Source organism: Paracidovorax wautersii (assembly GCF_900113035.1).
In the GTDB taxonomy this organism is placed as follows: domain Bacteria; phylum Pseudomonadota; class Gammaproteobacteria; order Burkholderiales; family Burkholderiaceae_C; genus Paracidovorax; species Paracidovorax wautersii.
This window is the reverse complement of record NZ_FONX01000004.1, coordinates 57,970-81,860: the sequence shown is the minus strand read 5'-3', so window position 1 is coordinate 81,860 and position 23,891 is coordinate 57,970. Positions and strand designations below refer to the sequence as shown.

At 69.8% G+C, this 23,891-nt stretch carries 18 protein-coding genes; 6 read left to right on the top strand and 12 right to left on the bottom strand.

Features of this window, described 5'->3' with window-relative positions; all coding sequences use genetic code 11:
• Positions 1-21: 21 nt before the first annotated feature.
• From BM070_RS07350 to BM070_RS07320, 6 genes are all read right to left on the bottom strand, one after another.
• On the bottom strand, positions 22-639 hold the full coding sequence (locus BM070_RS07350) for a Maf family protein (protein ID WP_092939019.1): 618 nt from the start codon (positions 637-639) through the stop codon (positions 22-24).
• 396 nt (positions 640-1,035) lie between these two features.
• A complete protein-coding gene (rlmH, locus tag BM070_RS07340) occupies positions 1,036-1,503 on the bottom strand; it encodes a 23S rRNA (pseudouridine(1915)-N(3))-methyltransferase RlmH (RefSeq protein ID WP_092939017.1) in 468 nt (155 codons plus the stop codon).
• 85 nt (positions 1,504-1,588) lie between these two features.
• Positions 1,589-2,419 (bottom strand): ribosome silencing factor, encoded by an 831-nt coding sequence (rsfS, locus tag BM070_RS07335; protein ID WP_092939016.1) that lies wholly within the window; start codon positions 2,417-2,419, stop codon positions 1,589-1,591.
• A gap of 155 nt (positions 2,420-2,574) precedes the next feature.
• Complete coding sequence (gene hemF / locus BM070_RS07330) at positions 2,575-3,582, bottom strand: oxygen-dependent coproporphyrinogen oxidase (protein WP_092939015.1); 1,008 nt, start codon at positions 3,580-3,582, stop codon at positions 2,575-2,577.
• The gene (gene purD / locus BM070_RS07325; RefSeq protein WP_092939014.1) at positions 3,582-4,862 is read right to left on the bottom strand and encodes a phosphoribosylamine--glycine ligase; all 1,281 of its coding nucleotides are present in this window, start codon (positions 4,860-4,862) and stop codon (positions 3,582-3,584) included. The genes hemF and purD overlap by 1 nt, the downstream gene beginning before the upstream one ends.
• The gene (locus tag BM070_RS07320) at positions 4,859-5,578 is read right to left on the bottom strand and encodes a YebC/PmpR family DNA-binding transcriptional regulator (RefSeq protein WP_092939013.1); all 720 of its coding nucleotides are present in this window, start codon (positions 5,576-5,578) and stop codon (positions 4,859-4,861) included. Before BM070_RS07320 ends, purD begins: the two co-directional genes overlap by 4 nt.
• A 71-nt stretch (positions 5,579-5,649) precedes the next feature.
• Here BM070_RS07320 and BM070_RS07315 point away from each other — a divergent pair, with 71 nt between their 5' ends.
• Together BM070_RS07315 and BM070_RS07310 are read left to right on the top strand one after the other, a co-directional pair.
• On the top strand, positions 5,650-7,155 hold the full coding sequence (locus BM070_RS07315; RefSeq protein WP_092939012.1) for a helicase HerA-like domain-containing protein: 1,506 nt from the start codon (positions 5,650-5,652) through the stop codon (positions 7,153-7,155).
• A gap of 711 nt (positions 7,156-7,866) precedes the next feature.
• Positions 7,867-9,462 carry a methyl-accepting chemotaxis protein gene (locus BM070_RS07310; RefSeq protein WP_175518451.1) on the top strand — a complete coding sequence of 532 codons (1,596 nt, stop codon included), beginning with the start codon at positions 7,867-7,869 and terminating at the stop codon, positions 9,460-9,462.
• A 130-nt stretch (positions 9,463-9,592) separates the two neighbouring features.
• Here the strand turns inward: BM070_RS07310 and BM070_RS07305 are convergent, their stop codons facing one another.
• Positions 9,593-10,660, bottom strand: coding sequence for a porin (locus tag BM070_RS07305; RefSeq protein WP_092939010.1), 1,068 nt, complete (start codon positions 10,658-10,660; stop codon positions 9,593-9,595).
• A 352-nt stretch (positions 10,661-11,012) separates the two neighbouring features.
• Here BM070_RS07305 and BM070_RS07300 point away from each other — a divergent pair, with 352 nt between their 5' ends.
• Complete coding sequence (locus BM070_RS07300) at positions 11,013-11,783, top strand: IclR family transcriptional regulator (protein WP_092939009.1); 771 nt, start codon at positions 11,013-11,015, stop codon at positions 11,781-11,783.
• Positions 11,784-11,820: 37 nt separating this feature from the next.
• Here the strand turns inward: BM070_RS07300 and BM070_RS07295 are convergent, their stop codons facing one another.
• The 4 genes from BM070_RS07295 to BM070_RS07280 all read right to left on the bottom strand — a co-directional run bounded on the left by BM070_RS07295 (position 11,821) and on the right by BM070_RS07280 (position 18,271).
• Positions 11,821-14,328: a penicillin acylase family protein gene (locus tag BM070_RS07295; protein WP_092939008.1), complete on the bottom strand. Its 2,508-nt coding sequence runs from the start codon at positions 14,326-14,328 to the stop codon at positions 11,821-11,823.
• A 132-nt stretch (positions 14,329-14,460) separates the two neighbouring features.
• The gene (locus BM070_RS07290; protein ID WP_092939007.1) at positions 14,461-15,462 is read right to left on the bottom strand and encodes an LD-carboxypeptidase; all 1,002 of its coding nucleotides are present in this window, start codon (positions 15,460-15,462) and stop codon (positions 14,461-14,463) included.
• A 96-nt stretch (positions 15,463-15,558) separates the two neighbouring features.
• Positions 15,559-16,989, bottom strand: a complete 1,431-nt coding sequence (gene tadA, locus BM070_RS07285) for a tRNA adenosine(34) deaminase TadA (RefSeq protein ID WP_092939006.1) — start codon at positions 16,987-16,989, stop codon at positions 15,559-15,561.
• Between the two features lie 121 nt (positions 16,990-17,110).
• Positions 17,111-18,271, bottom strand: a complete 1,161-nt coding sequence (locus BM070_RS07280) for a branched-chain amino acid ABC transporter substrate-binding protein (protein ID WP_092939005.1) — start codon at positions 18,269-18,271, stop codon at positions 17,111-17,113.
• A gap of 97 nt (positions 18,272-18,368) precedes the next feature.
• Here BM070_RS07280 and BM070_RS07275 point away from each other — a divergent pair, with 97 nt between their 5' ends.
• The 3 genes from BM070_RS07275 (at position 18,369) to BM070_RS07265 (ending at position 22,477) form a co-directional block, all read left to right on the top strand.
• Entirely contained in the window at positions 18,369-20,375 is a 2,007-nt protein-coding gene (locus BM070_RS07275; RefSeq protein WP_092939004.1) for a peptidase U32 family protein, read from the top strand.
• A gap of 217 nt (positions 20,376-20,592) precedes the next feature.
• Positions 20,593-21,876 carry an O-acetylhomoserine aminocarboxypropyltransferase/cysteine synthase family protein gene (locus BM070_RS07270; protein ID WP_092939003.1) on the top strand — a complete coding sequence of 428 codons (1,284 nt, stop codon included), beginning with the start codon at positions 20,593-20,595 and terminating at the stop codon, positions 21,874-21,876.
• A gap of 148 nt (positions 21,877-22,024) precedes the next feature.
• The gene (locus tag BM070_RS07265; RefSeq protein ID WP_092939002.1) at positions 22,025-22,477 is read left to right on the top strand and encodes an energy transducer TonB; all 453 of its coding nucleotides are present in this window, start codon (positions 22,025-22,027) and stop codon (positions 22,475-22,477) included.
• 61 nt (positions 22,478-22,538) lie between these two features.
• Here BM070_RS07265 and egtB read toward each other — a convergent pair whose 3' ends face one another.
• A complete protein-coding gene (gene egtB, locus BM070_RS07260; protein ID WP_092939001.1) occupies positions 22,539-23,831 on the bottom strand; it encodes an ergothioneine biosynthesis protein EgtB in 1,293 nt (430 codons plus the stop codon).
• Positions 23,832-23,891 lie beyond the last annotated feature (60 nt).

Below are 23,891 nucleotides of genomic sequence, written 5' to 3'. Positions count from 1 at the left end.
GGGGAAAGGAGAAAGGCGCGCTCAGAGAGCGAAGCCGGCCTGGCGCAGCAGCTGCGCCGTCTCGAACATGGGCAGGCCCATGATGCCCGAATAGCTGCCCGCCAGATGTTCCACATGCGCGGCGGCCCGGCCCTGGATGCCGTAGGCGCCGGCCTTGCCCATGGGCTCGCCGGTGGCGACGTAGGCATCGATCTGCGCGGCCGTCATCGGCGCGAAGCGCACCTGCGAGACCGAGAGCGCCGCCCGCCGCGGACCGCCCGCGGCCTGCAGCGCCACCGCCGTCAGCACGCGGTGCTCGCGCCCGGCCAGGCGCGCCAGCATGCGGGCGGCGTCCTGCGCGTCGTCCGGCTTGCCAAGGATGTCGGCGCCCAGCGCCACCGTGGTGTCGGAGCACAGGATGGGCGCATCGGGCAGGCCGCGCCGCGCGCGCCGGGCGATGGCGGCGTCGAGCTTGAGGCCGGTCACGCGCTGCACGTAGGCATCGGGCGACTCGCCGGGCAGCACGGCCTCGATGGCCTCGGCGTCTTCGGGCTCGTCGCCGCGGGCGTTGGGCAGCAGCAGTTCATGGCGCACGCCCAGCTGCTCCAGCAACTGGCGGCGGCGCGGGCTTTGGGAGGCGAGGTAGATGAAGTCGGCCATGGGGAGTGAATCAGGAATTCAGAAGGAAAAGTGCCGGCAGCGCTTGACCTGCCTGCGCAGGCAGCTATCAAACGAAGAGCAAAGCGATCGGGCTGCGGCTGCGGCGCACGGCCGCGCGCGCGGACTCAGAACGTGTTCCCGATCTCGCAGGGGATCGCGTTGGAACGCAATCGGGATGAGTGGATGCTTCGGGTGCGCCGCATGGACTCATGTCCATGCAAGCAGCCGGGGCCTCCAATCGCCCGATTTCGCTCCAACCCGAAGGGCAGCGGTCTGGGCGGGCGGTCTGCGGCGTTGCGGCGCTTGTGGATAGCCGTGCTATCCACTGCGCACCGCGCCTTGCATCCCATCCCGCCCACACCGCTGCGCGCCCCCTGGGAGATCGTGAACACGTTCTCACTCCCGATGGTACGGGTGGCCGGCGTTGACGGACCATGCCCGGTAGAGCTGCTCGATCAGCAGCACCCGCACCATGGCGTGCGGCAGGGTCAGGTCGGAGAGGCGGATGCGTTCGTGCGCCGACTGCCGGAAGGCCGGCTCCAGCCCGTCGGGGCCGCCGATAACCAGGGCCACGTCGTCGCCGCCCATCTGCCAGTCCTTCAGGCGCTGGGCCAGGGCCTTGGTGGTCAGGTTGGTGCCGCGCTCGTCGAGCACGACGATGCGCGTGCCGCGCGGAATGGCGGCCTCGATGCGCTCGCGCTCGGCGGCGTAGAGAGTTTCCAGCGTCTTGGAGCCGCGCGGCTCGGTCTTGACGGCCTTGAGCTCGACTTTCAGCTCGGGCGGAAAGCGCTTGGCGTAATCGTCATAGGCCGTCTGCGCCCAGTCGGGAACGCGCTGGCCCACGGCCACGATCAGGAGCTTCATCGGCTGGCGGGGGGATGGATCACGGGAAAGGGGAAACGCACGGGGCGCCGCTGTTCAGGCGCCCCGCGATGTGCCGCAGCGGGCCTCAGACGGCCTTCTTGCGGGCCGGTGCCTTCTTGGCTGCAGCGGCGGCCGGGCGTGCCGTGGCCCTGGTGCCGGACTTCGGCGCGGCCTTGCCGGAAGCGGTCTTGGGCGCGGTCTTCTTCACGGCGGGCTTGACCACCACGGTCTTCACCGTCTTCACGGACTTGGCGGCCGGTGCCTTCGCAGCGGTCGTCTTGGCCGCAGTGGCCTTCGATGCTGGCTTGGCAGCGGTCTTCGCAGCCGTCGTCTTGACCGGGGCGCGGGAGGAAACAGCCGCAGCCTTCTTCGCAGGCGCCTTCTTGGCTTCGGCCGGCGCAGCAGCGGCGGGCTTGGCCCTGGAAACGCCGGGCTTGCGTGCCGGCTGGGCCGGCGCGGCGGCAGCGGCCTTCTTGCGGGCCGGCTTCTTCTTGGCCGAAGCGTCTTCGCTGGCGACGGCAGCGGCGGGCTTGGGCGCACCCAGCTTCAGGCGCACGGGCTTGTCGCCCCAGATCTCTTCGAGGCGGTAGTACTGGCGGATGGCCGGCTGCATGATGTGCGCCACGGCGGCGCCGCAGTCCACAATGATCCACTCGCCGTTGTCCTCGCCCTCGGTGCGGGGCTTGGGAAAGCCCGCTTCGCGCACCGCGTCGCGCACGCTGGAGGCCAGCGCCTTGGTCTGGCGGTTGGACGTGCCCGAGGCCACGATGACCCGCTCGAACAGCGGGGACAGGTGCTCGGTGTTGAACACCTGCACGTCTTGCGCCTTGACGTCTTCCAGCCCGTCCACGATGGCGCGCTGGAGCTTGGTCACGTCTTTCTTGGCGGCGGATTCCGATTTGCTGGAGGTGGTCATCAGGCTGTGTTCAGTGAGGAGGAAATAGGTTTATAGCGGGCTGGCGAAGCGCCGGCCAGTAGGACCGATCCCTCCACCTTCCGGCATGCAGGCGCCGGATCGGATGCTTTTCAGGCACTTGGCGCAATGGCTTCAAGCGCTGGCAGCTATCAAAATTATAGTTGATCGCCTTCGGAGGCACCCAGCCAGTCGCGGCGCTGCAGGAAGCGTGCCGTCAGTTCGGCCTCGGGCGAGCCCGGCGGGTCCTGCCGCTGGTAGGCCCAGCCGGCCAGCGGCGGCATCGACAGCAGGATGGATTCGGTGCGCCCGCCCGACTGCAGGCCGAAGTGCGTGCCCCGGTCCCAGACCAGGTTGAATTCGACGTAGCGCCCGCGGCGGTAGAGCTGGAATGCGCGCTCGCGCTCGCCGTAGGGCATGGATTGGCGGCGCTCCACGATGGGCAGGTAGGCGCCCAGGAAGGCATCGCCCACCGACTGCATCATGGCCAGGCTCCGCTCGAAGCCCAGCTCGGAGAAGTCGTCGAAGAAGATGCCGCCCACTCCGCGCTGCTCGCCCCGGTGCTTGAGGAAGAAGTACTCGTCGCACCACTGCTTGAAGCGGGGGTATTTGTCGTCGCCGAAGGGCGCCAGCGCCTGCTGGCAGCTGCGGTGGAAATGCACGGCGTCTTCGTCGAAGCCGTAGAAGGGCGTCAGGTCCATGCCGCCGCCGAACCAGCACACGGGCTCGGCGCCCGGGTGGCCGGCCGCGATCATGCGCACGTTCATGTGGACGGTGGGCAGGTAGGGGTTGCGCGGGTGGAACACCAGCGACACGCCCATGGCCTCGAACGGCGCGCCGGCCAGCTCCGGCCGGTGGGCCGTGGCCGAAGGCGGCAGGCGCGGCCCGCGCACGTGCGAGAAGCCGCAGCCGGCGCGCTCGAACACGCGCCCGCCTTCCAGGATCTTGGTGATGCCGTCGCCCTGCAGCGTCTCGCCCGGCGGCTTGTTCCAGGCGTCGGCGAGAAAGCGCGCCCCACCCTGCTCCACCGGGCCTTCGACCTGTTCCAGCGCATCGGTGATGCGGGCTTGCAGGCCGACCAGGTAGCCGCGCACCCGGGCGGCCACGCCACCGGGGTGCAGCGGCGGCTGCGAGGCCTGCGGCTGGGAAGGCGCGCCGGCGTCCATCAGCTCTTGATGGCGCGGTGGCCGATGTCGCGGCGGTACTGCGCGCCGTCGAAGTGGATGCCGCGCGCCACGTCATAGACGCGCTGCTGCGCCAGCTTGACGCTGTCGGCGAGGGCCGTCACGCACAGCACGCGCCCGCCCGTGGTGTGGGGCACGCCGTCCTTCAGCGCCGTTCCGGCATGGAACACCATGGCGTCGTCGGCATCGGCCGGCAGGCCGTTGATGGCGTCGCCCTTGCGCGGGTCTTCGGGGTAGCCGTGCGCGGCCATCACCACGCCCAGCGCGGGGCGGCGGTCCCACTGCATGTCGACCTGGTCGAGCTTGCCGTCGATCGCGGCGCCCAGCACGTCCACCAGATCGCTCTTGAGACGCATCAGGATGGGCTGGGTCTCGGGGTCGCCCATGCGGCAGTTGAATTCCAGCGTCTTGGGGTGGCCGCCCGCATCGATCATCAGGCCGGCGTACAGGAAGCCGGTGTAGGGAATGCCGTCCTTTTCCATGCCGCGGATGGTGGGCAGGATGATCTCGCGCATGGCGCGGGCGTGGACGTCGGCCGTGACCACGGGCGCGGGCGAATACGCGCCCATGCCGCCGGTGTTCGGGCCCTGGTCGCCGTCCTTGAGGCGCTTGTGGTCCTGGCTGGTGGCGAGGGCCGCCACGTTCTTGCCGTCGCACAGCACGATGAAGGAGGCTTCCTCGCCTTCGAGGAACTGCTCGATCACCACGCGGGCGCCGCCGTCGTTGTGGCTCACGCCGTACTTGTTGTCCACCAGCATGAAGTCCACCGCGTCGTGGGCTTCCTGCAGCGTCATCGCCACGACCACGCCCTTGCCGGCGGCCAGGCCGTCGGCCTTGACGACGATGGGCGCGCCCAGGCGGTCCACGTAGGCGTGGGCGGCTGCCGGGTCGGTGAAGGCTTCGTATTCGGCCGTGGGGATGCCGTGGCGCTTCATGAAGGCCTTGGAGAAGGCCTTGGAGCTTTCGAGCTGCGCGGCGGCCTTGGTCGGGCCGAAGATGCGCAGGCCGTGGGCACGGAATTCGTCCACCACGCCGGCCGCCAGAGGCGCCTCGGGGCCGACCACGGCCAGGGCGATCTTCTGCTCCTGCGCCCAGGCGCGCAGTTCGCGCACGTCGGTAATGGGCAGGTTCTGCAGCTTGGGATTCAGGGCCGTGCCGCCGTTGCCGGGAGCCACATAGACCTTGCTGACCTTGGGCGACTGGCTGATCTTCCAGGCCATTGCGTGTTCACGGCCGCCGCCACCAATCACGAGAATTTTCATAGGGCTGCGTTGTGATAGACCTCTTGCACGTCGTCCAGGTCTTCCAGGACGTCGAGCAGTTTCTGCATGCGGGCGGCGTCGTCGCCTTCCAGCTCGATGGTGTTTTCGGCGCGCATGGTGACTTCGGCGATCTCGGGCTTGAAGCCCGCCGCCTCCAGGGCGTTCTTCACGGCCTCGAAGTCGGCGAAGGACGTCAGCACCTCGATGGCGCCGTCGTCGCCCGTCACCACGTCTTCGGCGCCGGCTTCCAGCGCCGCTTCCATGACGCGGTCTTCATCCGTGCCGGGTGCGAAGATGAGCTGGCCGCAGTGCTTGAACTGGAAGGCCACCGAACCTTCGGTGCCCATGTTGCCGCCGTGCTTGCTGAAGGCATGGCGCACTTCGGCCACCGTGCGCACGCGGTTGTCGGTCATCGTGTCCACGATGATGGCCGCGCCGCCGATGCCGTAGCCCTCGTAGCGGATCTCTTCGTAGCTCACGCCCTCGGCGTTGCCGGTGGCCTTGTCGATGTTGTATTTGATGCGGTCGGCCGGCATGTTGGCGGCCTTGGCCTTCTCGATCGCCAGGCGCAGGCGCGGGTTGGCCGACACGTCGCCGCCACCGGCACGGGCCGCCACCGTGATTTCACGGATGATCCGGGTCCAGATCTTGCCGCGCTTCTCGTCCTGCCGCCCCTTGCGGTGCTGGATGTTCGCCCATTTACTGTGTCCTGCCACGGGTGTCCTTTTTGCTTTTCGTGCTGTATTAACCTTCAGTCCGCGATTTTACTTTTGACTGTCCCTCCATCATGGCCGAACCCATCCTGATCGCCCGCTCGGGCACCGCCGAATGCCACCTGCTGCCCGCGCTGGCCAACCGCCACGGGCTCATCACCGGCGCCACCGGCACCGGCAAGACGGTGACGCTGCAGTCACTGGCCGAAGGCTTCTCGCGCATCGGCGTGCCCGTCTTCATGGCCGACGTGAAGGGCGACCTCACCGGCATCAGCCAGACCGGACGCATCGGCGACAAGCTGGCCGCCACGCTGGCAGAGCGCGGCCTGCCGCTGCCCGAGCCCGTGGCCTGCCCCACCACGCTCTGGGACGTGTTCGGCGAGCAGGGCCACCCCGTGCGCGCCACGGTCTCCGACATGGGCCCGCTGCTGCTGGGCCGCATGCTGAACCTGAACGAGACGCAGCTGGGCGTGCTCAACCTGGTGTTCAAGATCGCCGACGACCAGCAGTTGCTGCTACTGGACCTGAAGGATCTGCGCGCCATGCTGGCCCACGTGGGCGAGAACGCCAAGGACTTCACCACCACCTACGGCAACATCAGCGCCGCCAGCGTGGGCGCCATCCAGCGCGGGCTGCTGCAGATCGAGACCCAGGGCGGCGACAAATTCTTCGGCGAGCCCATGCTGAACATCAGCGACTTCATGCAGACCGTCGATGGCCGGGGCGTGGTGAACATCCTCGCGGCCGACAAGCTGATGAATTCGCCCCGGCTCTACGCCACCTTCCTGCTGTGGATGCTCTCGGAGCTGTTCGAGACGCTGCCCGAGATCGGCGACCCCGAGCAGCCGAAGCTGGTCTTCTTCTTCGACGAGGCCCACCTGCTCTTCAACGAAGCGCCCAAGGTGCTCGTCGAGCGCATCGAACTGGTGGTGCGGCTGGTGCGCTCCAAGGGCGTGGGCGTCTATTTCGTCACCCAGAACCCGCTGGACATTCCCGACAGCGTGCTGGCGCAGCTGGGCAACCGCGTGCAGCACGCCCTGCGCGCCTTCACCCCGCGCGACCAGAAGGCCGTCAAGGCCACGGCCACCACCATGCGGCCCAAGCCGGGGCTGGACATCGAGGCCGCCATCACCGAACTGGCCGTGGGCGAGGCCCTGGTGAGCCTGCTGGACGCCAAGGGCCGCCCCAGCGTGACCGAACGCGCCTTCGTGCTGCCGCCGGGCAGCCAGATCGGCCCCATCACGCCGCAGCAGCGGCAGGCGCTGCTGGCCCAGTCGCTGGTGGCGGGCGTCTATGAGCAGGCCGTGGACCGCGAATCGGCCTACGAGAAGCTGCGCGGCCGCGCGGAGGAAGCCCCTGGCGGCGCTGCACCGGCGGGCGGCGGTGCCGCAGCGGGCGGTGGCGGCCTCATGGATGGCCTCAACGACGTGCTCTTCGGCACCACCGGCCCGCGCGGCGGCAAGCACGACGGCCTGGTGCAGACCATGGCCAAGTCGGCCGTGCGCACCATGGGCACCTCGCTGGGCAAGGAGATCCTGCGCGGCGTGCTGGGCAACCTGTTCGGCGGCAAGCGGCGCTAAGAACGTGTTCACGATCTCGCAGGGGATCGCGTTGGAACGCAATCGGGATGAGTGGATGCCTCGGATGCGCCGCATGGGCTGGTGCCCATGCAAGCAGCCGGGGCCTCCAATCGCCCGATTTCGCTCCAACCCGAAGGGCAGCTACGTCGGCGGGCGGTCTGCTGCGTTGCGGCGCTTGTGGATAGCCGTGCTATCCACTGCGCACCGCGCCTTGCATCCCATCCCGCCGACGTAGCTGCGCGACCCCTGGGAGATCGTAAACACGTTCTAAGAACCTGTTCACGATCTCGCAGGGGATCGTGAACACGGTCTAAAGAGCCCTTTGGCGATCCCGCGGGGTCGCCTTGAAGCGCGATCGGCAGGGGTGGGTGCGCCCCATGCCCTGCCCCGCATCGCCCCGTGCCAGTCCCCGTGCCCATGCCAGCGCCATCCCCAATGGCCCGGCCTCGCCCCCCAAGCGGCAGTGGAGGGACTGTCAATACATTCCACACGGAAATGTTAACTCTGGCTACAAAGTGTTAGCCTAGGCGCCGTACGCCCCGGCCACGGATGACAGGCCTGGGCGGCCGCCGCCCAGGCAATGACATGGCTGCCCGGACCCGGTGGTGCTCCCGACCCGAACGAGCCTGCGACCCTCCTAGGAGGCGACGCAGCGCCAGCCATGCCGCATCAGAGCCCCACGGCCCGCAACCTGGAATGAAAGCCCATCCCATGAAAGTCTCCACCCGACTTCTCGTCTTCTCGCTCGCCGCCATCCTCATGCTCTGCGCCCTGGGGGTGCTCTCGCTGTTCAATCTGCGCTCCTACGGCGTGGACGAGCGGCGCGCCCAGATCTTCAACATGCTGAGCATTTCGCGCACGCTGGTCGGCCACTACCACGAGCTCGAAAAGAACGGCAGCCTGACCCGCGAGCAGGCGCAGGAGGCGGCCAAGCAGGCGCTGATCTCCCTGAACGACAAGCAGCGCAGCTACTACTGGGTGCGCACGCCGGCGGGGCTGAACCTGGCGCACTTCAACCCCAAGGTCATCGGCACGCAGTCGTCCGGCAAGGCCATGGACGGCAGCTCCGACACCGACGCCTACCTCAAGGCCATGCGCGAAGGCGTCAACGGCATGGGCATCGCCAGCATCCGCGCGCAGCTACCCTCCGGCGACATGGCCCCCAAGCTCAACGGGGTGTACGCCTTCGAGCCCTGGGGCTGGTGGGTGGGCACGGGCTTCTTTACGCAGGACATCGAAGAGGCCTTCTGGCGGCAGGCCCGCTTCATGGCGGCCATCCTGGCGGCGGCGGTGCTGGTGCTGGGCGCGCTCGCCTGGTACTTCGGCCGCTCCATCGTGCGCACGCTGGGGGGCGAGCCCTCCCAGGCCGCCGAGATCGCGCAACGCATCTCGCAGGGCTATGTCGATGAAACCGTGCCGCTGCGCCCGGGCGACAGCGACAGCCTGATGCACAGCATCAGCCAGATGCAGCTCAACCTCGCGCGCATGGTGGCCGAGATCCGCACCAGCGCCGACGTGATCGCCCAGGGCGCGGACGAGATCTCGCAGGGCAACGTGAACCTGTCCGCCCGCACCGAAGACCAGGCCGCCTCGCTCGAAGAGACCGCCTCCAGCATGGAGCAGCTCACCCGCACCATCGAGCAGAACGCCACCCACTCCGCGCAGGCCGACCGCACGGCCAGCGAAGCCGCGGCGCTCATGGAGCAGAGCCGCTCCGTGTTCTCGCGCATGGCGGACAACATGAACGTCGTGAGCAGCAGCTCGCGCAAGATCGGCGACATCACCAGCGTGATCGACGGCATCGCTTTCCAGACCAATATCCTGGCGCTGAACGCCGCCGTGGAAGCGGCCCGCGCAGGCGAGCAGGGCCGCGGCTTCGCGGTGGTCGCATCCGAAGTGCGCACGCTGGCCCAGCGCAGCGCGACGGCGGCCCACGAGATCAAGGCGCTGATCGAGGATTCGGCCAACCAGGTGCGCACGGGCACCGAACTGGTGGAAGAAGCGGGCAAGCGGCTCGAGCAGGTGATGTCCGCCGTGGGCCGGGTCGCGCAGATGATGACGGAGATCTCCCGTGCATCGGCGGAGCAGAGCTCGGGCGTGGGCCAGATCTCCGCAGCCATCAACCAGATGGACACCGTGACGCAGGGCAATGCCGCAGCGGTCGAAGAACTGGCCGCCGTGGCCCTCAAGCTCAAGGAGCAGACCGAGGCCATGCGCAGCACCGTCTCGGTCTTCAAGACCGGCGAAGAAAGCCGGGCCGCGCAGCAGACGCTGCGCATCGGCACGGCCGGCCCGCACGGCCGCTGACGCGCAGGCGGCGGGGAGCGCGGCAGCCCCGCCCCGGACGAAAAAAAGGCTGCCGGCGATCAGCGCGGCAGCCCCAATGCCGGTTCATCCGGCTCGCAATGAAAAAACGGGTATCAGCGCGGGTGCGGGCTCAGAACGAATGGCCCATGCCCACGTACATGGCGCGCTGCGATGCGCCAGCGCCCGGGCCGTTGACGGTGACGTCGGCGGCGTAGTTGGCGGTGGAGCTGTTGTTCACGCCGCCCAGCGATGCGTACAGGAAGGTGCGCTTGGAGAGGTAGTAGTCCGCGCCCACCATCAGCAGCGTGGCATTGCCGTTGCCCCGGTTGGCGCTCACGCGGTAGCCCGCGCCGATCAGGGTCAGCGCCGGCGTCACGTCGTAGCGCACGCCCAGCCAGCCGTGCTTGAGCTTGCTGGGTGCGCCGGCCACGGCGTCGGGGGCCGAGATGGCGTCATAGGCGGCGAACAGCTTGGCCGCGCCGATGCGGTAGGTGCCGCCTAGGATGGCCTCCTTGGACGACGTATAGACGTCGCTGTAGTTGCCGTTCGCGTCATGCCGGTTGTTGAACATGGCGCGCAGTTCCAGGTTGTTGGCGGCATAGGCCAGCGACAGGCCTTCGTTGCGCAGCTGCTTGTTCGAGCCCGGCTGCTCGCCCAGGCCCACCTGCACGTTGGCCGTGAAGCCGCCGAAGTTCGGCGTGGTGTATTCGATGAGGTTGTTCACGCCCTGCCAGTTGCGGCCCCGCACCAGGGTGGCGCTGCTCATGAACTGCTGGCCGGTGGGGTCGATGTTCCACACGTCGTTGCTGTTGAAGAGGTTCTTGCCGACCATCAAGGTACCCCAGGTGGCGCTGCTCAGGCCCACCAGCGAACGGCGGTTGAAGAACGCGGTGCCGGTCGTGCCCTTGGTGGCGCTGAAGCCGCCTTCCAGGTTGAAGACGGCGCTCAGGCCGCCGCCCAGGTCTTCCTTGCCCCGGAAGCCGATCATGCTCGTGCCCCACTGGTTGTCGGCCGCACGGGTGAGCGAGTTGGTCTGGCCGGTGACGGGATCGGCGATCTTGTTGATGTATTCGACGCCGGCGACCACGCGGCCGTAGAGCGTGACGGCGGACTGCGCCTGCGCGAGGGAAGGCAGCGCGCCTGCGGCGGCCACGGCGGCGGCTGCAGCCACCAGGGTCTTGTTGATGCTCTTGTGCATGTTCCTCATCTCCGTTGTAGTGAATCGTTCTGGATAATCGAATCGGGCCACGCCCGACACAGCCCGCCGGCACGGCGCGGGTCGCGCGCCCTGCTTTCCGGCGCAGGGCCATGCGCCGGAAGGCCTGCCGAGGCAGATAGGCCCCGGCAGAAATTCATTGATGAACTTTTCATTCATCAGCGCACAATGTAAAAACTTGCAGCGGGCAGCGCCAATGAGGAGATACCCTGCTCCTGTGGCGCCCGGGCCACTGCCAAAGTGCCGGGCACGGCAGCGCCCGATTGCCCGGAGAATTCCGCAGCCGCACGCGCCGGGCCTGCCCGGTGCCGCCCCCTCATCCCAACGCCCCGCCATGACCGAAGAATCCGATCGCTACCGCGCCCCCGCCCTGGACAAGGGGCTGGACATCCTCGAGCTGCTGGCCGGCCAGCCCCACGGCCTCACGCGGGCCGAGATCGTCAAGGCCATGGGACGCAGCCCGGGCGAGATCTACCGCATGCTCGAGCGGCTGGTGGCGCGCGACTACGTCACCCGTTCGCCGCAGGGCGACCGCTACGCGCTCAGCCTCAAGCTCTTCGTGCTGGGCCACAGCCACCCGCCCATGGAGCGCATGGTGTCGCAGGCCCTGCCGGTGATGGAGGCCTTCGCCACCGCGGCGCAGCAGTCCTGCCACATGGGCATCTACGACCGGGGCGGCATCACGGTGGTGGCGCAGGTCAACGGCCCGGGCAACTGGGGCCTGTCGATCCGCCTGGGCGTGCGCGTGAGCCTGATCGACACGGGCTCGGGCCACGTGATGCTGGCCTTCCAGTCGGAGGAGCGGCGCGCCGAGATGCTGGCCGAGCAGCAGGCGCTGGAGGGCGCGCAGGGCGATGCGCCCATGCAGCCGGCCGAGCTGCACACCATCCTGGAGCGCATCCGCGCGCAGGGCTGGTGGCAGGGCGACAGCCAGCAGGCCTACGGCGTGATCGACATCTCCATGCCCGTGCTGGGGCCGCAGGGCCAGGCGCTGGCCGTGCTGACCTGCCCCTTCATCCGCCGGCTGGACCAGCCCCTGGAAGCCGACCTGCAGGCCGCCCGCGAGCAGCTGGCGCAGGCGGCGGGCGCCCTCTCGATCCGCTGACGGGGAGGCGCCGCCCGCTCAGAACGTGTTCACGATCTCAGGGCTGCAGCACCAGCCGGTGCGCGAAATGCGCCGGCGCCAGCTGCAGCGGCCGCATGCCGCCCTGCGCCCAGGCCTGCGCCATGTCGCGGTAGCGCGGCGAGAAGACCAGGCCGCTCTGGCCCGTCTGGTAGATGAAGAGCGAGCGCTCCGGGTCGGCCAGGTCGTAGATGGCGCGCAGCGAGGGCGCGTGGTGGCTCACGAAGGGCTCCTGCACATTGCCCGGGTTGTACTGGCCCACATCGACGGTGTAGGTGTCGCCCGGCGACGGCACGCTGACGTCGAAGAACGGCGCCAGCAGCGGCACGTTGTCGAACGGGCGGTGCTGGCTCACGGCCGGATGCGCCCGGCCCCAGCGCCAGCGGGCGGGATCGGCGCCGTAGCCTGCCGACAGCCGCTGCAGCGCGCGGTCCAGCGCCGCGCCGGTCTGCTGGGCGCAGCTCAGCGGCTGGCACCACCAGGCGTCGTTGCGCTGCAGGATGCCTTCCACCGCCAGGCGGAAGTCGCGCCGGCCGTAGAGCGCGGCGAAGCGCTCGTCGCCCAGGCGCGGGCGCAGCAGGCCGCGGGCCAGTTCGTCGGCCCAGGCCGCGAAGATCAGCGGCGCGGCGCTGTCGGCGCGCATGTCGCCGTTCCAGCCCTGCAGCTGGGCGCGCGCGGCGCCGGCCAGCGGGTGGTTCGATGCGGCGGCCCGCAGCTGCGGCAGCAGGCGCTGCGTGGCCAGCGAGACGGTGTCCTGCTGCAGCGCGCGCATGCTGCCCATGTCGTGGCGCGGCGTGGCCTCCAGGCGCTCGGCGATGCGGTCGTAGCGGTACGGGGGCGTCCAGTCGCCGGTCAGGAAATAGGGGTAGCCGGGCGGCGTGATGCGCTGGTTGGCGGTGGCGATCCAGCCCCTGGCGGCACCGTCGTCCTGCGGGGTGTCGGCCAGCGGCAGCCAGCCCTGCCAGTCGTAGCGCGCCTCCCAGCCCGGCGCGGGCGCCACGCCGCGCAGGTCGTTGTCCGGGCCGCGCACGGGCACGCGGCCCATGGCCTTGAAGCGGATGTGGCCCTGCACGTCGGCCGCCACCACGTTCTGCATGGGCGAGTGGTAGTGGGAGAACGCCTGGAACACCTCGTCCACCGACCGCGCCTGGTTGGCCAGCAGGCCGGCCAGCGCGGTCTGGTTGTCGGCGTCCAGCGCCGTCCAGCGCAGCGCCAGCACGTAGCGGCGCAGGTCGATGACGGCGCCGTGCGCGGACGGCTGCGCGTCGCTCAGCACCGGGCCGTGGCGCGTGCTGCGCACCGTCATGCGCACGTCGGGCTGGCCCTTGACGCGGATGACCTCCTCGCGCTGGGCGAATCGGGCCCAGCCGTCCGGCGTGCGGTAGCGCGATGCGTCCTGCGGGTCGATCTGCTCCAGGTAGAGGTCCTGCACGTCGGGCGCGGTGTTGGTGAAGCCCCAGGCGGCCTGCGCCGTGCGGCCCAGCACCACGCAGGGCAGGCCCGGCAGCGTGGCGCCGACCACGTCCATCGCGGCGACGGGCGTGCCGTCGCTGGCGTGGCCGGCCGGCGCCTTCAGGCCGGCGAAGTACCAGATGGCCGGCGCGCTCAGGCCCAGGTGCGGGTCGTTGGCCAGCAGCGGCTTGCCGCTGGCCGTGCGCGTGCCGGACACCACCCAGTTGTTGCTGCCGCGCCCACCCGGGTCGCCGGCCTGGGCGGCGATGTCCTGCGCGAGGGCGGCCAGCCGTTCGGGCGCGGCGTCGGCCCGCGCGTCGTTGTCGGTGTCTTCGCCGGAGTCGGCGCCGGGCGGGGCATCGCCCTTGCGATAGACGCCCAGGCGCTGGTAGAGCGCGTGCAGGTCCACGGCGGTGGCGGGCTGCTCGCCGGGGTATGGCGGCATCAGCTGCCAGAGGCGATCGGTGGGCAGCTGGCGGGCCAGCGACAAGCGGGTGAATTCGCTGCCCCAGTTGCCGCCCAGGTCCAGCGCCAGCATCAGCGTCCAGCCCACGCTGTCTTCGGGCGACCAGGCCGTGCCGTCCGCGCCGCCGGGCTTGGCGCCCAGCAGCAGGAATTCAGGCGGCAGCGCCTGCGTGCGGTGCTGGTGGAAGGCGTTGATGCCGCGGCTGTAGGCCTGCAGGGCCTCGCGCGCGAAGAGCGGCAGGCCCGCGTACTGGCGGCGGGCGGCGCCCATGATGTCCAGCGTGCGCATGAGCCGGTCGGTGTCCAGCGCGGCGGGGCCGAACAGTTCCGAGAGCTCGCCGTGCATCAGCCGGCGGTTGAATTCGAGCTGCCAGGTGCGCTCCTGCGCATGCACGTAGCCCAGCGCGTACCAGGCGTCGAACGGCGTGGCGGCCTCGATGTGCGTCACGTCGGCCGCGTCGCGCCGCACCTGCACGGCCTGCGCCAGCCCGGCGGCCTGCAGGCTGCCGTCCAGCGCGGGAAAGCTGCGCTGCACATAGACGGCCACCGCCGCACCCGCCAGCAAGGCGGTGGCCACCAGGCCCACCGCCGTCTTCTGAATCCAACCCATCGCCCGTTCCCCTCGCCTTGGTCCGCCCGTTGCGGCGCCCGCGACGCGGGGCCTTGCCTATGCTGCCAGCCGTTCGTGTCAGCCCATCCCGTCCGCTCCGCGATCGCAGCCGCCGGTGGGCACGGGCTTCACTCAGTGCGTGTGGCCCCAGTAGATCAGCGCATCGCGCCCTTCGACCGACAGCGACACGGGCGCGCCCACGGGCAGCAGCACCTTGGTGGGCACGTGGCCGAACGGCAGGTTGGTGAGCACCGGGGCCTTGATCTGCGTGCGCAGCCAGTCCACCACGCTCTGCAGCTTGAAGCCCTTGTCGTGCGGGCTGAGCTTGTAGTCGCTGAACTGGCCCAGCACCACGGCCTTCTGGCGGGCCAGCACGCCAGCATGCAGCAGCTGGGTGAGCATGCGTTCGATGCGGAAGGGGTGCTCGTTCACGTCTTCCAGGAAGAGGATGCCGCCGCGCACGTCGGGCATGTAGGGCGTGCCCACCAGCGAGGCGAGCATGGCCAGGTTGCCGCCCCAGAGCGTGGCGCTTTTCACGTAGATGTCGCGCACGGCGGGCTCGCCCGAAGGCAGGGGCTTTTCGGCCGACATGCGCCAGCCGGCGCCTTCGCCGTGGCCCTCGAACAGGTCTTCCAGGCAGGCCAGCATGATGTCGTCGGGATCGCCCTCGCAGCCGAGGTCGCCCACCAACGCGGGGCCGGCCCAGGTGGTGGCGCCGGTCTGCGCCAGCAGCGCGCACTGCAGCGCGGTGAAGTCGCTCAGGCCGATGAAGCGCGTGCCGCCCGCCACCGCCTTGGCGAGGGCCTTGTAGCGGATGCCCGGCAGGATGCGCGAGAGCCCGTAGCCACCGCGCGAGATCATGGCCACGTCGGCGCCGCTGGCGGCCGCGCGGTGGATGGCGGCCAGGCGCGTGGCGTCGTCGCCGGCGAAGCGCGTGTGCGAGGCCAGCGCGTCGGCATCCACTTCCACCTCATGGCCCATGGCCTTCAGGCGCGCTACGCCGCGCTTGAAGGCGGCCTTGTCGCGCACCGCGCCGGAGGGCGAATAGATGTAGATGTGCAGCGGGCCGTGGCGATGGCCGTGCTCATCGCCTTGCAGGTGGGCCTGGGCGGCGGGGACTGGTTTCTTGGGCATGGGAATGTCGGGCCGCGAACCGCGGGCCGCTCCGGAAAGACGGGTCGAAAAGAGAGCGCCAGGGCCGCACGCCGCAAAAAGGGCGCGGGGCCGGCATCAGGTGCGGAAGTATTCCACAGCGCGTTCGGCCACCGCCCTGCCCTGCTCTTCGGGCACGCAGGGGCCGCAGCCGGGCAGCGGCCACACGGGCGGCGCGCCGTGCAGGCGGGCGCCCAGGCGCTGCAGGGCCTGCAGGCCGGCCGCCGGTGGGCGGGTGCCGGCGACGAGCAGGCTGGGGCCTTGCCAGCCGCTGCGCCAGAAGTCTTCGCTCCCGGGCAAGAGGCCCGCCGCGCCGGCATCAGCGACGGCCCAGGTGCGCACGGCGGCGCGGTAGCCCGCGTCGGGAAAGGGCGCGTCATAGGCCGCCGCCTCGGCGGGCGGCATGCCGGGCGCCTGCTCGGCCAGCAGCGCGCCGGGCGCCAGGCGCGGCTGCGTCGCGCAGCGGCGGCGCCAGTCGCCCCGCGCCTGCGGGCGGCGTGCGGAAGGCGCTTCATTGCCCCCGCCCGCCTCCGGCAGCCAGGCATCGATGGCCAGCAGCCCGGCGATGCGGCCCGGCAGCGCGGGCGCCAGGGCCAGCGCCAGCGTGGCGCCCAGGTCGTGCCCGACCAGCACGGTGCGGCGCAGGTCCAGCCGCCCGGCCAGCTCGGCCAGCACCTGCCGGTGCCAGGCCGGATCGTGGGCGGCTTCCTTCTTCGGCTTGTCGCTGCGGCCGAAGCCGATCAGGTCCGGCGCCACCACGCGGTCGCCCGCGGCCAGGAAGACGGGCAGCATCTGCCGCCAGAGGTAGCTCCAGGTGGGCAGGCCGTGCAGGCACAGCCACGTGCGCGGCGCGTCCTGCGGTCCTTCGTCGAGGTAGTGCAGGCGCAGGCCGGCCAGCGCGGGCAGGTCGCTCAGGTAGCGCGGCGCCCAGGGGTAGCCGGGCAGCTCGCCGAAGGCCCGCTCGGGCGTGCGCAGGGCGTCGTCGCGCAGCGGGTGGGCCGCCTGGGCGCGCTCGCGCTGCTGCTGCCGGCGCTGCTGGAAGAAGCCGCTCAGCAGCGCGCCGCACTCATCGGCCAGCACGCCGCCCTGCAGCTGGGTCTGGTGATTGAGGCGTTCCTCCGCGAACAGGTTGACCACCGATCCGGCCGCGCCGGTCTTGGCATCGGCCGCGCCGAACACCACGCGCGCCAGCCGCGCATGCAGCATGGCGCCGCTGCACATGGCGCAGGGCTCCAGCGTCACATAGAGCGTGCAGCCGTCGAGCCGGTAGTTGCCCAGCCGCTCGGCGGCGGTGCGCAGCGCGGCGATCTCGGCATGCGCGGTGGGGTCGTGCCCGGCGATGGGCGCGTTGCGGCCGGTGGCGACCACCTGGCCGCTGCGGACCACGACGGCGCCCACCGGCACCTCGCCGGCTTCGGCGGCAGCATGCGCCTCGGCCAGGGCCAGGCGCATCCAGGCCACGTCCTGCTCCGGATCGGGCACGGCGTCGGGCGTCTGCAGTTCACTCATTTTTCAATAGCAGCTAGCGCGCATGGGGAAAGGGCTGCAAGGCATTTCGATCACAGCAGGCCTCCAAGCACAACGGCCGCTTGAGCGGCCGTTGCAGGAAAGCGCCGATCGAATCGGTGGATCAGTTCAGCGGCACGCGCACGTTGTTGGGATAGCTGTAGAGCGTCACGGCCGGCTTGGTCAGCTCGCCCTTGGACGTGAAGGCGATGTTGGCGGTCACGCCCTTGTAGTGGGTCTGGGAGATGAAGGGCGTGTACTTGCGCGGATCGACCGAGTCGGCACGCTTCATCGCGTCGGCCAGCACCATGGCGGCGTCGTAGGCGTAGGGGCTGTAGATCTGGAACTGGCCGGGGAACTTGGCGTCGTAGCGCTTCTTCCACTCGGCGCCGCCCTGCATCTTGGTGACCGAGGCGCCGCCGGTGGCGCAGGTCACGTTCGCGAGGGCGGGCGACTTGCTGGCCAGCTCGGGCAGCTTTTCGGTGCAGAGCGCATCGCCGCCGAAGAACTTCGTGTCGCCCATGCCCAGCTGAGCCATCTGGCGCAGCATGGGGCCGGCCTGCGCGTCCAGGCCGCCGTAGAAGATGCCGTCGGGCTTCTTGCTCTTGAGCGAGGTCAGGATGGCCATGAAGTCGGTGGCCTTGTCGTTGGTGAATTCCTCGCCCACCACCTTCAGGCCATGCTGCTGCGCGGTGGCCTTGAAGACCTGCGCCACGCCCTGGCCGTAGGCCGTGCGGTCGTCGATGATGGCCACGGTCTTGAGCTTGAGGTGGTCGGCCGCGTAGATGGCCAGCGCCGCGCCCAGCGCGTTGTCGTTGGCGATCAGGCGGAAGGCGGTCTTGTAGCCGGGCTTGGTCAGGTCGGGGTTGGTGGCCGACGCGGTGATGTGCGGCAGGTCGCACTTGTCATAGACGGTAGAAGCGGGAATGGAGGTGCCCGACTGCAGGTGGCCCACGACGCCCGCGACCTTCATGTCGCAGAACTTCTGCGCCACGGCGGTGGCCTGGCGCGGGTCGCCCGCGTCGTCTTCGGCCGCCAGCTCGAACTTGATCTTCTTGCCGCCGATGACGAGGTTCTGCGCGTTCAGGTCGTCCACCGCCATGCGCACGCCGTTCTCGGTGTCCTTGCCGATGTGGGCGATGCCGCCGGACACGGGGCCGGCATGGCCGATCTTGACGACCTGCACGTCTTGCGCCGAAGCGGCGCCGGCCGCGGCCAGAGCGCAGGCCAGGGCCGTCAGTTGCAGGGGAAAACGCAGGCGTTGGATGGTGGACGAGATGAGCATTCAGTCTCCAGGGAAAGGGTTTTCGACAGCCCCCGATACTAGCTGCAAGAACCTGACCGGATTCCTTTCGGGGGCGGCCCTGGGATAATCCCGCCCCATGTCCCTGCTGCCCCACCAGATCGAACTGCTCTCCCCCGCGCGCGACGCCGACATCGGCATCGAGGCCGTCAACCACGGCGCCGATGCCGTCTATATCGGCGGCCCCGCCTTCGGCGCGCGGGCCGGCGCCGGCAACGAGATGCGCGACCTGGAACGGCTCATCCGCCACGCGCACCGCTTCGGCAGCCGCATCTTCATCACGCTCAACACCATCCTGCGCGACGACGAGCTCGAAGGCGCCCGCCAGATGGCTTGGCAGGTGTACAACGCCGGCGCCGACGCGCTCATCATCCAGGACATGGGCCTGCTGGAACTGGACCTGCCCCCCATCCAGCTGCACGCCAGCACGCAGACCGACATCCGCACGCCCGAGAAGGCGCGTTTCCTGCAGGATGCGGGCCTCTCGCAGATCGTGATCGCCCGCGAGCTGGACCTGGGCCAGATCGCCGCCGTGCGCGCCGCCACCGACCCGGCGCGCACCACCATCGAATTCTTCGTGCACGGCGCGCTGTGCGTGGCCTATTCGGGCCAGTGCTACATCACCCACGCCCACACCGGCCGCAGCGCCAACCGGGGCGACTGCAACCAGGCCTGCCGCCTGCCCTACGAGGTGCTGGACTCGAATGGCCGCATCATCGCGCACGAAAAGCACGTGCTCTCGATGAAGGACAACAACCAGAGCGACAACCTGCGCGCGCTGATCGACGCGGGCGTGCGCAGCTTCAAGATCGAGGGGCGCTATAAAGACATGGGCTACGTGAAGAACATCACGGCCCACTACCGCAAGCTGCTCGACGAGATCATCGAGGAGCGCGAATTCACGGCCCGGCCGCTGGCGCGCTCCTCTTCGGGCCGCACCACCTTCGGCTTCACGCCCGACCCGGACCAGAACTTCAACCGCGAGTTCACCGACTACTTCGTCAACGGCCGCAAGGAAGACATCGGCGCCTTCGACACGCCCAAGACCCCGGGCCGCGCCATCGGCTGGGTGACCAAGGTGGGCGAGAACTTCGCCGAGCTGGAGCTTTCCAGCCCCGACACCGTGCTGCACAACGGCGACGGCCTCTGCTACTACGACCTGCAGAAGGAACTGGTGGGCCTGCAGATCAACCGCGCCGAAGCCATCAACGCGAAGAAGGGCCTGTGGCGCGTGTTCCCCAAGGACCCGATCGCCGGCTTCAAGGACCTGCGCAAAGGCCTGGAGGTCAACCGCAACCGCGACATGGACTGGGTGCGCACGCTCGACAAGAAGTCCAGCGACCGCCGCATCGGCCTCTGGGCGCAGCTGTCGGAAACGCCGGACGGCTTCGGCCTCACGCTGACCGACGAGGACGGCTTCACGGGCAGCGCCGCCATCGTGCAGCCGCACCAGCCCGCCACCGACGCAGCCCGCGCCGAGGCCACGCTGCGCGAGCAGCTGGGCCGCTTCGGCGCCACCATCTTCGCGGTGCACGACATCGCGCTCACCCTCTCGCAGCCCTGGTTCGTGCCGGCCTCCGCGCTCAACCAGCTGCGCCGCGACGCGGTCGAGGCGCTGGAGGCCGCGCGCGCAGCCGGCTTCGTGCGCCTGCCGCGCGCCACGCCGGTGGAGCCGCCCGCGCCCTTCCCCGAAGACACGCTGAGCTATCTGGCCAACGTCTTCAACCACAAGGCGCACGACTTCTACGCCCGCCACGGCGTGAAGGTGATCGACGCGGCCTACGAGTCGAAGGAAGAGGAAGGCGAGGTGAGCCTGATGATCACCAAGCACTGCGTGCGCTTTTCCATGAGCCTCTGCCCCAAGCAGGCCAAGGGCGTGATCGGCGTCAAGGGCACCATCAAGGCCGAGCCGCTGCAGCTGGTCAACGGCAAGGAAAAGCTGACCCTGCGCTTCGATTGCAAGCCCTGCGAGATGCATGTGGTGGGCCGCATGAAGAAATCGGTGCTCAACCAGCACGCCAAGGAGATGCAGGCCGTGCCCATGCAGTTCTACCGCACGCGGCCGGCGCCCGCTGCGCTATCGTAATCAGAGCAAACTGCGCTTATCCCATGCGGGCTGCAGGCCGATTCGGCGCTAAGAAAGTGTTCACGATCTAAAGACCGGCCTGCGAAGCGCAGGGCATAAGCTCATCGCCAAAGATTCGACGACCTTTGGCCGGCACGGCGCCAGAATGGCCGCGCGCCCGCTGCCTCATCCGCTGAGGCAGCGGGCACGCATCCACCCCATTCAGGAGACCTGCTGCATGAAGATCGAAACGCTCGCCGTCCACGCCGGCTATTCGCCCGACCCGACCACCAAGGCCGTGGCCGTGCCCATCTACCAGACGGTGGCCTACGCCTTCGACAGCGCCCAGCACGGCGCCGACCTGTTCGACCTGAAGGTGCCGGGCAACATCTACAGCCGCATCATGAACCCGACCAACGACGTGCTGGAAAAGCGCGTCGCGGCGCTCGAAGGCGGCATCGCCGCGCTGGCCGTGGCCTCGGGCATGGCGGCCATCACCTACGCCATCCAGACGATCGCCGAAGCGGGCGACAACATCGTCTCGGCCGGCACGCTCTACGGCGGCACCTACAACCTCTTCGCCCACACGCTGCCGCAGCAGGGCATCACCACGCGCTTCGCCGACCCGCGCGATCCGGCCAGCTTCGCCCCGCTGATCGACGCGCGCACCAAGGCCATCTTCATCGAATCCATCGGCAACCCGCTGGGCAACGTGACCGACATCCGCGCGCTGGCCGACATCGCCCATGCCCACGGCGTGCCGCTGATCGTGGACAACACCGTGCCCAGCCCCTACCTGCTGCGGCCCATCGAGCATGGTGCCGACATCGTCGTGCATTCGCTCACCAAGTACCTGGGCGGCCACGGCACCAGCGTGGGCGGCGCCATCGTCGATAGCGGCAAGTTCCCATGGGCGCAGCACAAGGCGCGCTTTCCGCGCCTCAACGAGCCGGACGTGAGCTACCACGGCGTGGTCTATACCGAGGCGCTGGGCGAGGCCGCCTTCATCGGCCGCGCCCGCGTGGTGCCGCTGCGCAACACGGGCGCGGCGCTCTCGCCGCAGAACGCCTTCCTGATCCTGCAGGGCATCGAGACGCTGGCGCTGCGCATGGACCGCATCTGCGACAACGCCCTGGCGCTGGCGCACTACCTGCAAAAGCACCCCAAGGTCGAATGGGTGCGCTACGCCGGCCTGCCCGACCACCCCGACCACGCCCTGGTGCAGCGGCAGCTGGGCGGGCGGGCCTCGGGCATCCTCTCCTTCAGCCTCAAGCAGGACGGCGGCGATCCGCGCGCCGCCGGGGCGCGTTTCCTTGACGCGCTGCAGCTCTTCACGCGGCTGGTCAACATCGGCGATGCCAAGTCGCTGGCCACGCACCCGGCCTCCACCACTCACCGCCAGCTCGACGCGGCGGAACTCGCCAACGCGGGCGTGACGGAAGGCATGGTGCGCCTGTCGGTCGGCATCGAGCACATCGACGACCTGCAGGCCGACCTGGCCCAGGCGCTGGACGCGGTCTGATCCGGCAGGCAGGGCCCGCCGAAAGCTTCTCGGGCTTCTCGGGCTTCTCGGGCTTCGGGGGCTTAAGGCTCCCGGGCGATACTCGGGCATCGCCCGGCCCCCGCCCCACCGGCGGCGGCCGAGTCCCCCGTTCCAACTGGAGAGTCCTGTGTCCCTGCACGCCCCGCACCGCCCCTTCTTCCGCCCGCTGACGCTGGCCGCCACGCTGGGCCTCGGCCTGCTGCTGACGGCCTGCGGCTCGGGCCCGGCCGGCGCCGACATGACCGAGGAAGACTTCATCGCCTACCGCAAGAGCCTGGACGTGGTGGCCCTGCAGCAGCAGATCACCCCGCCGCTGGATGCGCCGCTGAAGCTCATCGATTCGCCCGACCCGCGCTACCCGTCCTACCTGATCTCGCAGGGCACGCGCGGCAACGTGGTTGTGTCGTTCGAGGTGCTGCCCAGCGGCCATGTGGGCGATGCCAAGGTGCTGCCCGGCACCGACCCGGCGCTGGACAAGCCCGTGCTGGACGCGATCCGCGGCTGGCGCTTCGCCCCGCCCATGCGCGACGGCAAGCCAGCCCGCCTGCGTCTGCAAAAGACCTTCCGCATGGCGCCCTGAGATCTTGAACACGTTCTGAGCGCTGGGTGACGAGGGGCGCCCGCACCTTCCTTCCCGTCAATCAGGCGTCGCGGGCCAGCCGCACGCCGCTGAACTGCCAGCGCGCGGTGGCCGGGAAGAAGTTGCGGTAGGTCAGGCGCTCATGGCCGGCTGGCGTGGCGCTGGAGCTGCCGCGCAGCACGTACTGGTTGACCATGAACTTGCCGTTGTATTCACCCACCGCGCCTTCGGCCACGCGAAAGCCGGGGTAGGCGGCGTAGCTGGACTGCGTCCACTGCCAGGCCTCGCCGAACATCTGCGCCAGCGCAGGCTGCTTCGTGGGCGAGGCGCCATTCCGCTCGGCACCGGCTGCTGCCACCTCCCACTCCGCCTCGGTCGGCAGGCGCGCGCCGGCCCAGCGCGCATAGGCATCGGCCTCGAAGTACGAGAGGTGGACGACCGGCCGCTCGCTGCGCAGCGGGCAGGCGCCGTCCAGCGAGAATTCCTCCCAGCCCTCGGCCCGGCCGGCCCGCGCAGACGCGCTGCGGCGCCAGTAGATGGGCTGCTCCAGCTGCAGCGCGCGGCGCCATTCCCAGCCTTCGGAAAGCCAGTGGGCCGGCTCGGCATAGCCGCCGTCGGCCATGAAGGCCAGGTATTCGCCGTTGGTGACCAGGCGCGAGGCCAGCTCGTAGCGAGCCAGATAGACGCGGTGGCGCGGCGACTCGTTGTCGAAGGCGAAGCCGCCGCCCGCATGGCCGATCTCGGCCACGCCCTCGCCGAAGCGCTGCCAGGCCAGGGGCGGCGCGGCGGGCACCTCGTCGGGGCAGTGGTCCACCGAGCGCTGGTGGTAGGCGGGCCAGAGCGGGTTGCACGAGAGCAGGTGCTTGAGGTCGGTGACGATCAGCTCCTGGTGCTGCTGCTCGTGCTGCAGGCCCAGCTCGATCAGCGCCTGCAGGGCCACGTCGCCCGGGCGCTCCTGCAGCAGCCGGGCGATGCGCCCGTCCACGTTGAGCCGGTAGGCCAGCACCTGCGGCAGCGCCGGCCGCGTGATGAGGCCGCGCTGCGCACGCGGGTGCTGCGCGCCGACGCCCTGGTAGTAGGAATTGAAGAGCACCCGGAACGCCGGGTGGAAGGGCTGGAAGCCCCGCTCGTAGGCCTCCAGCACGAAGGTCTCGAAGAACCAGGTGGTGTGCGCCAGGTGCCATTTGACGGGGCTGGCGTCGGGCATGGACTGCGCGCAGCAGTCCTCGTCGCCCAGCGGCAGGGCCAGGGCGGTGGTGGCCTGGCGCACCTCGGCATAGCGCCGCGCCAGCGGACAGATGGGCGCCGGGCCGGGGGCAGCCGGGACTTCGTGGAGGTCAGGAAAGGCTGTCATGGCGCTGGGTGTCTGAAGAGGGATCGGAAGAGACGCGGTGCGCGGCGTTGGCGGCGGTCG

Excerpts from the sequence above, each read along its gene's own strand:
- BM070_RS07350 (WP_092939019.1), bottom strand. The coding sequence starts at position 639 with ATGGCCGACTTCATCTACCTCGCCTCCCAAAGCCCGCGCCGCCGCCAG.
- BM070_RS07305 (WP_092939010.1), bottom strand. The coding sequence starts at position 10,660 with ATGCACAAGAGCATCAACAAGACCCTGGTGGCTGCAGCCGCCGCCGTG.
- BM070_RS07300 (WP_092939009.1), top strand. The coding sequence starts at position 11,013 with ATGACCGAAGAATCCGATCGCTACCGCGCCCCCGCCCTGGACAAGGGG.
- tadA (WP_092939006.1), bottom strand. The coding sequence starts at position 16,989 with ATGAGTGAACTGCAGACGCCCGACGCCGTGCCCGATCCGGAGCAGGAC.
- rlmH (WP_092939017.1), bottom strand. The coding sequence starts at position 1,503 with ATGAAGCTCCTGATCGTGGCCGTGGGCCAGCGCGTTCCCGACTGGGCG.
- purD (WP_092939014.1), bottom strand. The coding sequence starts at position 4,862 with ATGAAAATTCTCGTGATTGGTGGCGGCGGCCGTGAACACGCAATGGCC.
- BM070_RS07275 (WP_092939004.1), top strand. The coding sequence starts at position 18,369 with ATGTCCCTGCTGCCCCACCAGATCGAACTGCTCTCCCCCGCGCGCGAC.
- BM070_RS07315 (WP_092939012.1), top strand. The coding sequence starts at position 5,650 with ATGGCCGAACCCATCCTGATCGCCCGCTCGGGCACCGCCGAATGCCAC.
- BM070_RS07280 (WP_092939005.1), bottom strand. The coding sequence starts at position 18,271 with ATGCTCATCTCGTCCACCATCCAACGCCTGCGTTTTCCCCTGCAACTG.
- BM070_RS07310 (WP_175518451.1), top strand. The coding sequence starts at position 7,867 with ATGAAAGTCTCCACCCGACTTCTCGTCTTCTCGCTCGCCGCCATCCTC.
- BM070_RS07295 (WP_092939008.1), bottom strand. The coding sequence starts at position 14,328 with ATGGGTTGGATTCAGAAGACGGCGGTGGGCCTGGTGGCCACCGCCTTG.
- BM070_RS07270 (WP_092939003.1), top strand. The coding sequence starts at position 20,593 with ATGAAGATCGAAACGCTCGCCGTCCACGCCGGCTATTCGCCCGACCCG.
- hemF (WP_092939015.1), bottom strand. The coding sequence starts at position 3,582 with ATGGACGCCGGCGCGCCTTCCCAGCCGCAGGCCTCGCAGCCGCCGCTG.
- rsfS (WP_092939016.1), bottom strand. The coding sequence starts at position 2,419 with ATGACCACCTCCAGCAAATCGGAATCCGCCGCCAAGAAAGACGTGACC.
- BM070_RS07290 (WP_092939007.1), bottom strand. The coding sequence starts at position 15,462 with ATGCCCAAGAAACCAGTCCCCGCCGCCCAGGCCCACCTGCAAGGCGAT.
- egtB (WP_092939001.1), bottom strand. The coding sequence starts at position 23,831 with ATGACAGCCTTTCCTGACCTCCACGAAGTCCCGGCTGCCCCCGGCCCG.